General features: G+C 29.7%; 15 protein-coding genes. 9 read left to right on the top strand and 6 right to left on the bottom strand.

Features of this window, described 5'->3' with window-relative positions:
• The 6 genes from QZZ11_RS08450 to QZZ11_RS08425 form a co-directional block, all read right to left on the bottom strand.
• Positions 1-205, bottom strand: a 205-nt coding sequence (locus tag QZZ11_RS08450) for a hypothetical protein (RefSeq protein WP_292475293.1), incomplete at its 3' end; no start/stop codon positions are given.
• Positions 192-695 (bottom strand): DUF2115 family protein, encoded by a 504-nt coding sequence (locus QZZ11_RS08445; RefSeq protein ID WP_292475292.1) that lies wholly within the window; start codon positions 693-695, stop codon positions 192-194. The genes QZZ11_RS08445 and QZZ11_RS08450, both read right to left, overlap by 14 nt.
• Before the next feature lie 50 nt (positions 696-745).
• Entirely contained in the window at positions 746-2,797 is a 2,052-nt protein-coding gene (locus QZZ11_RS08440) for a DEAD/DEAH box helicase (RefSeq protein ID WP_292475296.1), read from the bottom strand.
• Between the two features lie 45 nt (positions 2,798-2,842).
• Positions 2,843-3,916, bottom strand: coding sequence for a glycosyltransferase family 4 protein (locus tag QZZ11_RS08435; RefSeq protein ID WP_292475291.1), 1,074 nt, complete (start codon positions 3,914-3,916; stop codon positions 2,843-2,845).
• Positions 3,917-3,927: 11 nt separating this feature from the next.
• The gene (gene cbiD / locus QZZ11_RS08430) at positions 3,928-5,028 is read right to left on the bottom strand and encodes a cobalt-precorrin-5B (C(1))-methyltransferase CbiD (protein ID WP_292475295.1); all 1,101 of its coding nucleotides are present in this window, start codon (positions 5,026-5,028) and stop codon (positions 3,928-3,930) included.
• A gap of 153 nt (positions 5,029-5,181) precedes the next feature.
• Positions 5,182-5,448, bottom strand: coding sequence for a thioredoxin family protein (locus tag QZZ11_RS08425; protein WP_292475289.1), 267 nt, complete (start codon positions 5,446-5,448; stop codon positions 5,182-5,184).
• A gap of 92 nt (positions 5,449-5,540) precedes the next feature.
• Between QZZ11_RS08425 and QZZ11_RS08420 the strand changes: the two genes are divergently transcribed.
• The 9 genes from QZZ11_RS08420 to QZZ11_RS08380 all read left to right on the top strand — a co-directional run.
• Entirely contained in the window at positions 5,541-6,458 is a 918-nt protein-coding gene (locus QZZ11_RS08420; RefSeq protein WP_292475288.1) for a shikimate kinase, read from the top strand.
• An 8-nt stretch (positions 6,459-6,466) separates the two neighbouring features.
• Positions 6,467-6,754: a chorismate mutase gene (locus QZZ11_RS08415; protein ID WP_292475286.1), complete on the top strand. Its 288-nt coding sequence runs from the start codon at positions 6,467-6,469 to the stop codon at positions 6,752-6,754.
• 49 nt (positions 6,755-6,803) lie between these two features.
• Positions 6,804-6,986, top strand: coding sequence for a 30S ribosomal protein S17e (locus QZZ11_RS08410; protein ID WP_292475283.1), 183 nt, complete (start codon positions 6,804-6,806; stop codon positions 6,984-6,986).
• Between the two features lie 214 nt (positions 6,987-7,200).
• Positions 7,201-8,427 carry an aspartate kinase gene (locus QZZ11_RS08405; protein ID WP_292475281.1) on the top strand — a complete coding sequence of 409 codons (1,227 nt, stop codon included), beginning with the start codon at positions 7,201-7,203 and terminating at the stop codon, positions 8,425-8,427.
• Positions 8,424-9,317 (top strand): 4-hydroxy-tetrahydrodipicolinate synthase, encoded by an 894-nt coding sequence (gene dapA / locus QZZ11_RS08400; RefSeq protein WP_292475278.1) that lies wholly within the window; start codon positions 8,424-8,426, stop codon positions 9,315-9,317. The genes QZZ11_RS08405 and dapA overlap by 4 nt, the downstream gene beginning before the upstream one ends.
• A 9-nt stretch (positions 9,318-9,326) precedes the next feature.
• Positions 9,327-10,148 carry a 4-hydroxy-tetrahydrodipicolinate reductase gene (gene dapB, locus QZZ11_RS08395; protein ID WP_292475276.1) on the top strand — a complete coding sequence of 274 codons (822 nt, stop codon included), beginning with the start codon at positions 9,327-9,329 and terminating at the stop codon, positions 10,146-10,148.
• Between the two features lie 18 nt (positions 10,149-10,166).
• Positions 10,167-11,219: an aspartate-semialdehyde dehydrogenase gene (gene asd / locus QZZ11_RS08390; protein WP_292475274.1), complete on the top strand. Its 1,053-nt coding sequence runs from the start codon at positions 10,167-10,169 to the stop codon at positions 11,217-11,219.
• A gap of 36 nt (positions 11,220-11,255) precedes the next feature.
• The gene (locus QZZ11_RS08385; protein WP_292475273.1) at positions 11,256-11,783 is read left to right on the top strand and encodes a phosphatase PAP2 family protein; all 528 of its coding nucleotides are present in this window, start codon (positions 11,256-11,258) and stop codon (positions 11,781-11,783) included.
• A gap of 60 nt (positions 11,784-11,843) precedes the next feature.
• Positions 11,844-14,585, top strand: a 2,742-nt coding sequence (locus QZZ11_RS08380; RefSeq protein ID WP_292475271.1) for a hypothetical protein, incomplete at its 3' end; no start/stop codon positions are given.

The following is a 14,585-nucleotide window of genomic DNA, read 5'->3' as shown; positions in this document are numbered from 1 at the left end:
GATATTTGGAGTTCATTTTATCTTTAGAATCTATTAAATCATGATAGGCGTGACCGATACTGGACTTGTATAACATTTCATCAACATTGTACTTTTCATTTTTGAGTAAGTTTTCAAGACCGTTTATCTCTTTTTTAAGGAGTTTTTCATGTATTAATTCTTTTTCTTTAATTTTTTCTTCAAAAATGTTTTTAGTTTTTGACATAATGGCCCTCCTTTGTGGATTTTGCAATACAAATATTACATAATGATTTTTTATCATTCACATGGTATTTTTTAACCGGACAATAATATGACATACCATCATAAGATATACTTACTTGTCCCGGAAATTTTGTTCCAGGCATATGGATTGGTTCTTTTAAGAGGTATGTTGTATATATTACTATGATATTTAATATGTGTGTAATAATATTATCGTTAGATTGTAATAGTTTATTTATTATTTTAACATCATCATCTTTCAAAATACCTTCATATAAATTATTATCATTTTTTAATAGGGTAAACCTATTGATTGTTACATTCAAAACGCTTTCCGTATATTTTTTTTTATATTCGGGAGGTAAATAGGCTTTTTCTTCATTAAAAAATAAAGATAAATCATAGAGGTCTTTTAATGTAATCTCCTTAATTTCATTTTTAAGTAGATTTTTCAAATCATTTACATTGATTCCAGAATAAACTTCAACCATATGGATTTACCTCTTCAACACAATAATTTTTTTAAAGAAATATTTCATATTTACTTTTTATTTTTATAAAATTCTATGATGTTGTTTGCAGTAGTTTCTCCTATTCCTTCGACTTTAACAAGTTCCTTTGCAGGAACATTACTTAAATTATTTCCAAATGCGTCAACTAAGCTTCGTGCTCTTTGTCGACCCAATCTTTTTATACCTATAACTAATGGTATTAATTCTTCTTTAACTCCATAATATAATCTTGAACTTAATTTATCAATTTCATTAAGGAATTTATAATTGCCTAATACTTCACAAATGTCATAATAATATTTTACAAGATTTGAAGCTTCATAACTTGCACGTCTGGTTGAAGCAGCATAAACTTTCAAGTAATTTTCTATTTCAAACTCTTTATGTTCATTAATCCATTCAATCAAACTTGCTGCAGTAGCTTCACTGTTTTGTACAAAACTAACATAAACGTCATGTCTGCTGAGAACTTCTTTAATATTGTCTTTATTTGCCTTAAATTTGGTATTAATTTTAGGCATATCGTATGTTTTGGAAATTTCATATATTAAAGATCCAATGTTAAATTCATCTCCCATCATATTGGAATAATCTTTTAATTTTACTGCGGTTTTAACGGCATAATTATTTTTAGAAATCAATGTTCCAAAAGGGGTTGTCTGTAAACCGGATGGGGTTAAACGAATGATTCCATTTTGTATAAGGTATTCCAATGCGCTTGATATTTCATACTTTATTGACTCATCAGAAAAACCAAAGCTCATGGTGTTATATGTATGTGATATTTGGAATCCATAGAATGTTTTATTAAAAAATTCTATTAAATCTTCAATATCCTTTGCAAATCCGCTGGAAACCTGTGTAATAATTTGTTTTAAAACTGCATCATCGTTATCTATCAGTTTAGAATTTGTTACTTCTATTTCTCCATGAACATAGAACTCTTCTAAATTAAATGCTTCATCATATGTTTTAGCTAAAAGGTAGGAATATCCTTCAGTATCGAAACCCGGTCTTCCGGCTCTTCCAGACATTTGTTCATAATCAAATACAGGAATGTTTGTTTGTCCTTGATCCGTCCACCTGTTGTAATCTCTAATAACAACATTTTTTGATGGTAAGTTTACTCCATACATTAAACTAGGGGTGGCAGTAATCATTAACAGATTTCCTTTTACAAATTCTTCCTCTATAATCTCCTTTTGTCTATCGAATAATCCTGCATGATGGAAGGCAATCCCATTTTCTATACATTCTGCAAGTTTATAACATACTTCTGTAGGTAAGGTATTCCTTCTTCGTGGAACATCAAGTATTTCTTCAGCTATGTTTTTGAATATTTCTCTTTTTCCATCAGGAATATATCGGGCAATCTTTTTTGACATATTCTGAGCTAAAGATTCAGTAAATCTTCGGGTGGAAACAAAGGTTAACATTTGGGATGAATCATTTAATGTATCATTTAATATTTTATATACTAAATTATTCTTATCTTTAGTTCCAAATTCTTCGGCACACAGTACCTCTTTATGTAATGGTACTGGACGATAATCGTGTGTTACTACTTCTGCTTCTAACCAATGTGCCATTTCGTCCATATTTTGTAAAGTTGCTGATAATGCAATTATTCTAATTCCCTTGTTTTGTTCTTTTATTCTTGTAATAGCACACTCTATTGTTGGTCCTCTTGAATAATCGCCTATCATGTGGAATTCATCTATTATTACCAAATCAATTTCATGCAGGGTATTTAATGAAAATCTGGTCAAGGCATCAAATGATTCAAAAACCATTACGGAGATATCAGAACTTGATGGATGTTTACCTACTTTATATCCATATTGTTCGAAAATTTTAAATTCTTTGTATTTTTCATTTTGTAAAGAAATTAATGGTACTGCATATACTACTTTTCCACCACTTAACAATACTTTAAGCATGGCCAGTACACCTAACACAGTTTTACCACTAGCAGTAGGTATGGAAATTATGAAGTTATCCTTTTTTTCAATATAATCTGAATCGATTACAGCCTGTTGTGCAGGATTGTATTCTTCTATGAACGGATAACATTCTTTCATAATCTCTTGAATTTTTGGATCTATATTGCTCAAGATAACAGCCCCTTATTTTATTATTTGATTCTTCAAATATGGTATATTCATTTCAGAATATTTATCAATTATTAATTCTCTAGCATTTTTGCCTATCTGTTCTCTTTTATCCTTATTGCTTATCAAATCTTCAATAGCATCTTTTAATAACTCTGAATTTTCTGGGGGGATAATGATTCCATTTTCATCATTTGTTATAACGGTACTGATATTTCCGGTATCTGTTGATATTAATGGTTTACCACAGGACATGCTTTCTAACGCTATTATACTGGCTCCCTCTGAAACTGAGGGTAAAACCATTATATCTGATTCAGGAATAATCTGTTCCGGAATTTGGGTTTTTCCCATCAGATATGTATCCTTCAAGTTATTTGATTCAATATACTTTGATAAGAAATCTCTTTCAGGACCTTCACCATATATTAATAAAGTATAATCGAGTGTTGATAGTTTTTTAGCTTCTAATAAATATTTTAAACCTTTTTGTTCCACTAGGTTTCCAATAAAAACTACAACAGGTTGGGAATAATCAGTCAATAGTTTTCTTTTTCCATCGGATGGTTTAAATTTATTTGTATTTACAGTATTTGGTGTTATTTTTGATTTTTTTTCAATTTCATTTCCATTTAATGATATTGCTTTATCCTTTAATTTTTCACTAACGAAATATAGGTAATCAGATTTATTAAGAACATATTTTATTAGTGGTCTTAGAATTTTATTGTTCGGTAGAATATTTATATCGGATCCGTGGACAGTAATGACTTTTTTTGCATCTGATTTATTTAAAACACATACTAATCCTGGAGGAACAATATAATTTGCATGGATAATGTCAATATTGTACTTCTTCACTATTTTGTTTAACATAAAATAACTTGAGATAATAAATGAGATTCCTCTAATTAATGGAATGTTAATGCTTGAAGCCATAAAAACATTGGAAGATAACTTAACATTTTGTTTATAAGTCAAAACATAGACATTATGTCCTTCCTCAACAAGTTTATCTTCTAGTTGTTTGGTATACGTTGCAACTCCACCTAACTGGGGAGGATATTGTCCTATAATACAAATATTCATAAAAACACATCTTATTTCCATTTAAATGGTATGGTATTAATTTTAGATGGATTTAAAACTTCACCATCCATTTTAACAATAATAACATTAAATTTGATGTTGAATTTTAACTCGCACAGTTCTATAATTTTATCTGAAATCAATTCAAAGACTTCTGTTGTAATATTTTCTTTATCTAAAATTTTTATAACATCTTCTGTAGTTATACATTCAAAAATGTCCTTTAAAGTTTCGGTATCTGCCCCAACCAATCCTGCATAACAAGTCATTATTTCACGTCTTGCATCAGCTACACTCTGTTTTGTATTAAAAATACCTGCAGCTATTTTTATTAATTTACCTGCATGTCCGAATAATGTTATGGAATTAACTTTTTCTACTTTTTCTGCTTCCTCTAACATAAATCCAACAAAATTACTCATTTCAATAATTTCGTCATCTTCGATAACTAATTTTTCTTTAGCAATACGTGTTCCTATGTTTCCCGGAACAAACAACAAATCATAATAACCGTTAGCTATTGCAACATCGATTTGAACGCGTAACGAATCAGTATATGCCTTGGAAGACATTGGTCTGGCAATACCTGTTGTACCCAATACTGAAATTCCGTCTACAATTCCGAGTCTACTGTTCATGGTTTTTGGAGCTAATTTTTTTCCTTCAGGGATTATTATTTTAACTATTGCTCCTTTACCGTCAGGTAAATATTTTTTCACATTTTCAGATATCATTCTACGAGGAACAGGGTTAATAGCAAATTCACCTACAGGTATTTGAAGTCCCGGTTTAGTAACTTTTCCGACTCCCTCTCCAGCAGTTATTTCAACTACTCCTTCATTATCAGTTAATGTAACTTCTGAAATAATTTGTATACCTCTTGTTACATCAGGGTCATTGTAAGTAGGTTTAATTACACTTGCTGAAGCTTTATTTTGATTTATTGGTTTAGTTTCTTTTATTTCAACAATTAATTCAGAATTTGGTGCTTCAATAGTAACTACTTCTGGTGTTTCTCCAAGTATTGTTAGTAAAGCTGCCACACTGGCTGCTGTAGAAACACTGCCTGTTGTGATTCCAGATTTTTCGTTTGAATTTACATGATGTTCTATTTTAATCCCAACCTGATAATCTATTTTTTTTCTAATTATGTATTAATGTTATATTTGTTTAAACTTGTTTTAATTAGTTTTTAAAAATGGATAAGTTTAAAAATAGTAAAAAAAATCTATTATTTAAAAGTAAAAGGGGGTGAAATAGAATAATTATTTTTGTCTAAGTAATGCTTTTTTAATTTGTTTGGAAAGCTGTTCTGGATCTGGAGCACCAATAGATACGGTTTTACCTTCTAGAACAACGGTTGGTACTGACATAATTTCATATTCTCTGACTTTTTCCATGTTCTCATTTACATCTAAATGTTGGTAATCTAAATCGTCTCCAAATTCTTTAACCATTTGTTCAGCTACTTCAACAGCCATAGGACAATATGGACATGATTGTGATGTGAAAACTTCTAATTTTACACTCATTTTATTTTCTCCTATTTATTTTATAACTATAAATAATATTATTTATATTTGATAGTATATTATATATTATAGTAATTTATGGAAGATTATTTATGGTATGTGTACGTTCACCTGCTTCTGCAACAGTCATTAATGCTATAAGCACGGGTAAAGGATCAGCATTCGGTATTGAATTATATGTTACAGCAAATGTAACGATTTTACCAGAAAAAACTGCTAAAGATATAGAATCTGTTTGTAAGAGTTTGGATAAACCGGATATGGATACTACTTTGATGCATTTATGTGTTAAAAAAGTTTATGAAAAGTTAATCGAATATCCTGATTTTAATTTAAAAAATGTTGTTGTAAATGTGGAAACAAAGTCTGATATTCCACCGGGTTCTGGATTATCAAGTAGTAGTGCTGCTTCAAATTCAGTTGTTTATGCTACATTGTTAACTCTTCTCGAGGCAGAAGGTATGTCTCTGGAAGATACTGATATTACTGACGAAGATATTATTAATATGGGAATTGATGCTTCTTTGGAATGTGGTGTAACAAAAACAGGATCTTATGATGATGCATCCGCTTCTTATTATGGTGGTTGGAAAATTACAGATAATTATGAGAGAAAAATTTTATATGATTATCTTGTTAATTATCATAAAATATTAATATATATACCGAACAAATCTTTATATACTGCACAGTCTGATGTAAAGGCTATGAAAACTTTATCATCACTTGTGGAAATTGCATTCGATAATGCAGTAAATAAGAATATTGAAAAAGCTCTAACCTTAAATGGCTTATTGTATTGTGCAGCATTGGATTTAGATACTCAAATTGCTATCGATGCATTAAAATTAGGAGCTAAAGCTGCAGGATTATCTGGAACTGGTTCTGCTTATACTATTTTGTTGGATGATACTTTGGATGTTAACGAGATAAAGGAAAAATTATCTAAGTATCCTGGTAAATTAATTGAAACAAAACCGGACAATACAGGTTCTGTAGTTATTAGTTAAGTGATAATATGGATAAATTTGAAGCAGAAAAATTGTTAAATGATTCAAGAAAGAAAATTGATGAATTTGATGATCAAATAATAAATTTAATTCTTGAACGAACTTCACTAGCTAAAGATATAATAACAGCTAAAAAAATATTAAATAAAGATTTATTTGATTCTTCAAGAGAAGAAGTTATCCATAATAAAATTAGAAATGCTGTGGCTGATAAAGAGATAAATACTGAAAAAGTACTTGAAATATTTGATTTATTGGCGGACATAAGCAAAGAAGAGCAAAAAAAATATTTATAATATTTATAACGTTTATAAAAATTACTTTAAATAAATTGGAGGTTTGATTATGGGAAACATTAGAACAACATTTGTAAAAAGAACAGCAAAAGAATTATTAGAATTACACGGTGATAAATTCAATAATGATTTTGAAAACAACAAACAAATGGTTGCTGAATACTCAACAGTTTCAACAAAACATTTAAGAAACCAAATTGCAGGTTACGCAACTCATTTATTAGAACAATAAGTTTGTTTTAACTTATTTGTACTTTTTTTTAAATATTTAATTATATTATTTTTATTATTCTATTTTTCAAAATAAACACTTTTTTCTATCTTAAAATTTAGTTTTTTTAATATTTTTCCATTAATTTTATTATTATATAAATCACATATATTATTAGGAATAACTATATTGTTAATTTAAAATTAAATCTATATCAATTATTAAAGGTGAATTTATGGGAATAGTTGTGGCGAAATTTGGTGGAACTTCTGTTGGAACAGGTGAAAGAATTCAAAAAGCAGCTCAATCAGTTGTAGATGAATACATGAAAGGAAGTAAACTTGTAGTTGTAGTATCTGCTATAAATAAGACTACTGATGAATCAATTAGATTAGTTAAAGAATCAGTCGGCGATCAGGTTACTTCAAAACAATTGGCAGGAATCCTTTCAATGGGCGAAATGCAAAGCGTACGTATCATGGCAGCAACAATTGAATCTTTGGGTGTAAAATCAGAATTTATAGATCCTTTCAGCGAAAAATGGCCGGTAATTACTGATAGTGACTATTTGGAAGCTAAAATTGATAAAGAAGAAACTGAAAAACGTGTACAGGAACACATTTTAAAATTAGTAAATCAGGGAATTATCCCAGTAATCTGTGGATTCCTTGGAAAAGATTCTGAAGGTTCAGTAACTACTCTTGGAAGAGGGGGAAGTGATGTTTCTGCATTTTTAATAGGACACTGTATTGGTGCAGAAGAAGTGGTAATAGTAACCGATGTTAAAGGAGTTATGTCCACAGATCCTAGAAAATTGGAAACCGCTGAAAAATTAGATAAAATCACAGTAGAGGAAATGATTGATTTAGCCAATTATGGTGCTCAAGTATTACATCCAAATGCACTTAGGTATAAGGATCCGGATGTTAAAGCAAAAATTATTAGTTTTGAGTATGGTGATTTAAGAGTCCATGGAACTGATATCATTGGTCCAAATCATCCTGAAGAAGAAGTTATCTCAATTATGAAGTTAAATGAAACACTTTCACTTATTGCTGTTGTGGGCGAAGATTTAATGAACAAACAGGGAATCATTGCAGATATTACAAAAAAAGTATCCGATAATGGTTTAAGTATTTATGGCATTTCAACTGGTGAAAGTTCTATAACTTTATTCTTCAAAGAGGAAGATGCTGTTAAAGCACATGAAGTATTACATGAATTAGTTATCGGTGGCGACAGATTAAGTTCTATTTCATTAGGACAAAAAATTGCCATGATATCTGTAGTAAGTCATGATTTTATTGATACACCTGGCATCATTGCAAATATAACAAATCCATTACATGAGAACGATATTAACATAGTTGAATTATCATCTAGTCAGACAGCTGTGGTCGTATTTGTTGATTGGGAAGATGGAGAAAAAGCATATGAATTAATTAGGGAGACTTTACAATGAATTTAGATGGAACACATGTAGCAATGGTAACACCATTGGACAAAGATAATAATGTTAATGAAGAAGAATATAGAAATTTAATCGATTTTCTCATAGAAGGCGGAGTGGAAGGAATACTTGCAGCAGGTACAACTGGTGAATCCGCTACAATGTCTCATGATGAACACCAAAAAGTTATCGATATAATGGTGGATCAAGTAAATGGACGGGCACTTACTATAGCAGGAGCAGGTAGCAACGCAACCTCTGAAGCAATGGATTTGGTAAAATATGCAGAAAATGCAGGTGCTGATACCGCATTGGTTATAACCCCATATTACAACAAGCCACAACAAAGTGGGTTATATGACCATTTTAAATTATTAAATGATTCCAATGATATTCCAATAATTGCATATAATGTACCTTCAAGAACAGGTATAGATTTATCCGTTAATTCAATAATAGATATAGCAAAATTAGACAATATAGTTGCAATTAAGGAAGCAAATCCTGATTTAAATAAATTAGCTACAGTATTTAATGAATTAGAAAAACAAGATTTATCAAAAGATTTCACAGTTCTATCCGGTAATGATTCATTAACTTTACCAATGATAGCACAAGGTGCACGTGGAGTAATTAGTGTAGTGGCTAATGTACTTCCTAAAGAAACATCATTAATGGTAAGAAATGCATTAGAAGGAAATTATGATGAAGCAAGAGTTTTATCTAATGATTTATTTGATTTAATGGATGTAATGTTTATAGAAGCCAGTCCAGCTCCAGCAAAAAGAGCATTAAATTTAATGGGTAAAAATGTTGGTGGACTAAGAATGCCACTTAAAGAAATGAGTGAAGAAAACGATGTAATATTACAAGAAATTATGAAAAAATATGATTTAATATAAGGTGAAATAATGATTAGAGTTGCAGTAACTGGTTGTGTAGGAAACATGGGTTCTAAAATTATTAGAGCAGTTCAAGAACAAGACAATATGGAAGTTGTTATGGGTATAGAAATGCCTAATTCTCCGTTAGCAGGTAAAGATTTAGGTGAACAAATCGGTATCGGAAAAATGGGTGTTAACATAATTGGTTCTCAAGATTTAAAATCCGAATTGGAATCAGTTAAACCGGATGTTCTAGTTGATTTTACAATTGCATCAGCAGCAGTTGAGACAGTAAAAACTTGTGCAGAATGTGGTGTAAATGTTGTGGTAGGTACAACAGGAATAAAAGATGATCAATTGGAAATCATGCATAATGCAATTAAAGAGAATAATGTTAAAGCTGTTATTTCACCTAATATGGCTACAGGAGTAAATGTATTCTTCGAAATTGTAGGGCAAGTTGCAAAAATATTAGGACATGAATATGATATTGAAATAGTTGAAGCACATCACCATAATAAACAGGATGCACCATCAGGAACAGCAAAAAGAGCAGCAGAAATAGTTGCAGAAAACTTGGAATTAAGTCTTGATGAAACAGCATGTTATGGTAGAGAAGGTATGGTTGGTAAACGTCCAAAAGATGAAATTGGAATTCATGCCGTTCGTGGTGGAGATATCGTAGGAGATCACACTGTAATGTTCTGTGGTGATGGTGAAAGAATTGAAGTTATTCACAGAGCTTCTACTAGACAGGCATTTGTAAATGGTGTTATCAGAGCATTAAACTATTTGATGACCAAACAAGAAAAACCAATTGCAGACATGTTTGATGTATTAGGTTTATAAAAATAAAAGGTGTTTTATATGGTAAGAAATGTATGTGTACTCGGTGCAACCGGAATGGTTGGACAAAGATTTATTCAGTTATTGTCCCAGATACCGGATTTTAATATAGTTAATGTAGCAGCTTCAGAAAAATCAGCAGGTAAACGTTATGAGGATGCAGTGACTTGGCATCAAACAACACCTATTCCTGAAGAAGTTAAGGACATGAGAATTGTTAACACGGATCCTTCAGAAGTAAGTGATGATGTTGATTTTGTATTTGCTTCATTACCTGCAGGTCTTGCAGAACCTGTGGAAGCAGCTTTTGCTGAAAAATTTATTGTAGCTTCAAATGCAAGCGTCAACCGTATGAAAGAGAATATACCTCTGGTTATTCCTGAAGTTAATCCGGAACATCTTGAAATGATGGAAACACAAAAAGATGTAAACGGTTGGGATGGTTGTATTGTAACAAATCCTAACTGTTCAACAATAGCTTTAACATTAACTTTGAAACCGTTATTTGACAAGTATACTTTTAAAAGAGTTTCAGTAACTACTATGCAGGCAGTTAGTGGTGCCGGATATAATGGTGTACCATCAATGGGAATATTGGATAACATTATACCTTTCATTGGTGGTGAAGAAGAAAAAATGCAATCTGAAACATTACATTTACTTGGTAAGGTTAATGGTGGACTCGTTGATAAAGCAAATTTCCCATTAAGTGCTTCCTGTAACAGGGTTGGAGTAGTTGATGGACATACAGAATCAGTTTCAATAGAATTTGAAGAAGATGGAATTACAGTTGAAGACATTGAAAAAGCAATGAATGATTTCAGAGGAATACCTCAAAAAGAAAATTTATCTTTTGCTCCTGAACAACCAGTTATAGTACGTAGTGAAGAAAACAGGCCTCAACCTCGTATGGATAGGGATGCTGGTCATGGTATGAGTGTTTCAGTTGGAAGAGTAAGGGAAGATGTCTTTGAAAATAGTTTTAAATACACCCTGGTGGGACATAATACTATCCGTGGAGCAGCAGGTGCTTCAATATTAAATGCCCAATTAATTTCCAAATTATATTTATAACTTCCCTTTTTTATCTCCCTTTTTTAAGGTGATTTGATGTTATTTTTTCTACATTCGATAGATGTATTTATTTTAGAATTTGTAAATTTATCTTATCATAATTTTATATTAGACAACTTATCATTAATCATTTCGAATATGGGGCTAATTTATTTTTGGGTTATTATTTCTATAGTTTTATATTTATTCGGCGATAAAAAAGGAAAAAGTATTGCAAAAAAAATGATAGTGGTATTGGTTGTTACTACTATTCTTACTCAATTAATAAAAATTATTGTAATGAGGCCTCGACCTTATACTGAATTATCGAATTTAATCTTATTGGATTTGGGAACAGATTATTCATTTCCTTCAGGACATACTTCAACTTCTACTGCTATGGCATATGTACTGTCCTGTGAATACAAAAAATGGATTTTAATGTCAATTCCAGTTATAGTGGGATTTTCTAGATTATATATGGGAGTACATTATCCCTCTGATGTTTTGGGTGGATTTTTATTAGGTTTGGTTATAGCATATATGATGGAGTATTTTTTTAATTTAAAAATCTTTGAAAATTGATAAAAAATTAAAGAAAAACTTTAAAAGTTTGAATTAAATATATATTAAATAGTGATCACAATGGCGTTTTTAAAGGATGTTGAATCAGAAGAGTTGAGAGAACTAGTTAAATCTTGTTTTAAAGAAATTAATAGTCTCAAAGAACAATTAAGCGAAGAAAATAAAGATATTAAAACAAATGAAGCTGTTCAAAATGTTTTAATACAAAATGAAAATCAAAACAGTAATTTAACAGCAAGAATAAATGAACTAAGCGAAGAAGTAAACAAAAAAGAAACTGTTCTGAAAGAAAAAGATCTTTTATTACAAGAAAAAGACACGGAACTTAAAGAAAAAGAGTTAGAAATAAGTGAATTACGTACTAAAGTCAATGCATCACCGGTAGCTGATGATGATGTAATTACTAACTATCAGGATCAAATCGATACCTTAAAAAGTACAGTTGAAGATCAAAAAAGAGAAATTGAAGTTTTAAACATTGCTGTTAATGAATCAAATTCACAAACAGAAAAAGAACTTAAACTGGAAATTTCAAGACTTAAAGAACAGAATGAAGAACTTAAAAGTACTTCTTCTCAAACTGAAATCAATCAGTTACGTTCAGTAATCGATAGACAAACAGAAGAACTTAAGGAAATACCTATCTTAAAAAATCAGTTAACTATAGAAGTTACTGGAAGAGATCAAAAAATTAAAAAATATGAAGAAGAAATTGAATCTCTTAACAGTCAACTAGAAAAAGTATCAAATCCAGATGCTGAAGAATTACAGTCCAAAGAATCAGAAATATCTGAATTAAAAGAGAAAATCATAGGATTAGAAGATACAATTGTTGAATTAAAATCTTCAGAAAAAGACAATGTTCCGGAAGATTCTCAACAAATTGAAGAATTAAATGAAAAAATTGCCTCTTTAGAATTGGAAAATAAAAACTTAAAAGAATCTAAAGAAGGGGATATAATTCCTGCTTCTGATAATATGAATTCATTAATTGCTGAATTTACAGAAAAATCTAATGAATTAATCAAAGTTCAATCTGAATTACAAAGAGTACAGGATTTAAATAAAATCAATGAATTTAAATTAGTTGAGTTAGAAAATGAAAACGCCAAATTAAAAAGCTCAATTGACGAACTTCCTGATAATTCATCAGATAATTCAGAATTAAGTACTGAAATTGATTCATTAAAAGAAAAGTTATCTGAAAAAGAAGCTGAAATAATAGAAAAAGATAGTAAAATCTCTGATTTAACTGCAAAATTGGATGATAGTTCTGTAGTGGATGAAGAAAAAGTAAGTAAATTAGAACATGATCTTCTGAATAAAACTCAGGAATACGATGCTTTAGAACTCGATTTACTAGAAAAAGATGCAACAATCGAATCATTCAGACAGCAATATGATAAAAAATCTGCAGAATATGAGGAATTGGAATCTAAATTAAAAGATTTGGAAGAAGATAATAAAAAAATTCTTGAAGAATTATCTTCTTTAAAAGAGAAAGCAACCGAACAAAATTTAGAAATTAATTCTTTAACCCTGGATGATGAATCAAATTCTGATAAAATTAAAGAATTGGAAGCAATATTAACTGAAAAAGATGAAGAAATAGCATCATTAAAAGTTAAACTGGATGAAGTTGCCATTGACTTGACTGCAGATGAAAATTCCAATGATTTACAGGAAGAATTAAAAGAAACTAAAAAAGCATTATATGAAAAAGATGCAGAATATGATAAACTTAAATTAGATTTCAATCAGCTACGTAAATCAACAGATAAACAAATCAATGAGTTAAATGAAGGTATAACTAAGTTTTCAAATAGTAATGAACAGTTAAGAACAGAAAACCAATATCTTGAAAAAACATTAAACGATAAAAACATTTATATTAATAAATTGGAACAAGATAAAGAGTCTTTTGACTTAATTATTAAGGAAAAAGATACCAATTATGATAAACTTAAAGAAGAATCATTTAATGTTAAAAAAATTAATGAAAATCAGATAACTAAACTTAAACAGGAAGTTCAAGATAAATCTGATAAAATTTCCGCATTACCTCAGAAACTTGAATTGAAAGATATTGAAATCAATCAATTAAATAAATTACTCAAAACCAGAGAAAACGAGTCAGCATCTAAAACAGATACTATTAAAGAATTACGCAATAACATCCAATTATCTCAGGAAGAAATTAAACAACTTAAAGATCAATTAGCAAGGGAATCCATATTAATTGATGATAAAATTAAATCTAAAGATGATGAAATTTTCAAACTAAATGAGAATTATGCAAAAGAATCTTCAGAAAAAGATCAGGAAATTTCTAAATTAACTTCTTTATTGGAACAAAGAAAATATAAAATTGATGAGTTAAATGCCACTATCGATTCTTTAAATAAAGATATTGGAATTCTAAATAATCAAATTAAAGAAGGTTCCGATAAGTATGTTCAATCCGAATCCATTATTAAAGCCAAGGATGATACCATCAATAAACAAGATGAGTTATTGAATGAATTAAATAATCAAATTAACCGGTTTGAAAATAAAATCAAACTTAAAGATGATGATATTGATGAGTTAAATCTTCAATTATCTCAAAAAGATACAGTAATTGAATCTCTTAAAACAGATGTTGTTGATTCTAATAAAAAATTAGAACAAATGGATGAATTGAACAATAAATTATCTGAACAAGATCAAAAAATAGCTGACATAACCTCTCAATTAGATGATAAAGATAAAGAATTAAAGGAAAGTAATGATAATTTATTAAGCAGTACTGCAAGAATAAAT

It is taken from the genome of Methanosphaera sp., from assembly GCF_016282985.1.
GTDB lineage: Archaea > Methanobacteriota > Methanobacteria > Methanobacteriales > Methanobacteriaceae > Methanosphaera.
This window is presented reverse-complemented; position numbering and strand designations above follow the sequence as displayed.

What these genes read in the sequence shown, in the direction of transcription:
- QZZ11_RS08435 (WP_292475291.1), bottom strand. Translation starts at nt 3,916, where the DNA reads ATGAATATTTGTATTATAGGACAATATCCTCCCCAGTTAGGTGGAGTT.
- QZZ11_RS08415 (WP_292475286.1), top strand. Translation starts at nt 6,467, where the DNA reads ATGGATAAATTTGAAGCAGAAAAATTGTTAAATGATTCAAGAAAGAAA.
- asd (WP_292475274.1), top strand. Translation starts at nt 10,167, where the DNA reads ATGGTAAGAAATGTATGTGTACTCGGTGCAACCGGAATGGTTGGACAA.
- QZZ11_RS08385 (WP_292475273.1), top strand. Translation starts at nt 11,256, where the DNA reads ATGTTATTTTTTCTACATTCGATAGATGTATTTATTTTAGAATTTGTA.
- QZZ11_RS08445 (WP_292475292.1), bottom strand. Translation starts at nt 695, where the DNA reads ATGGTTGAAGTTTATTCTGGAATCAATGTAAATGATTTGAAAAATCTA.
- QZZ11_RS08425 (WP_292475289.1), bottom strand. Translation starts at nt 5,448, where the DNA reads ATGAGTGTAAAATTAGAAGTTTTCACATCACAATCATGTCCATATTGT.
- dapB (WP_292475276.1), top strand. Translation starts at nt 9,327, where the DNA reads ATGATTAGAGTTGCAGTAACTGGTTGTGTAGGAAACATGGGTTCTAAA.
- QZZ11_RS08405 (WP_292475281.1), top strand. Translation starts at nt 7,201, where the DNA reads ATGGGAATAGTTGTGGCGAAATTTGGTGGAACTTCTGTTGGAACAGGT.
- QZZ11_RS08410 (WP_292475283.1), top strand. Translation starts at nt 6,804, where the DNA reads ATGGGAAACATTAGAACAACATTTGTAAAAAGAACAGCAAAAGAATTA.
- dapA (WP_292475278.1), top strand. Translation starts at nt 8,424, where the DNA reads ATGAATTTAGATGGAACACATGTAGCAATGGTAACACCATTGGACAAA.
- QZZ11_RS08440 (WP_292475296.1), bottom strand. Translation starts at nt 2,797, where the DNA reads ATGAAAGAATGTTATCCGTTCATAGAAGAATACAATCCTGCACAACAG.
- QZZ11_RS08420 (WP_292475288.1), top strand. Translation starts at nt 5,541, where the DNA reads ATGGTATGTGTACGTTCACCTGCTTCTGCAACAGTCATTAATGCTATA.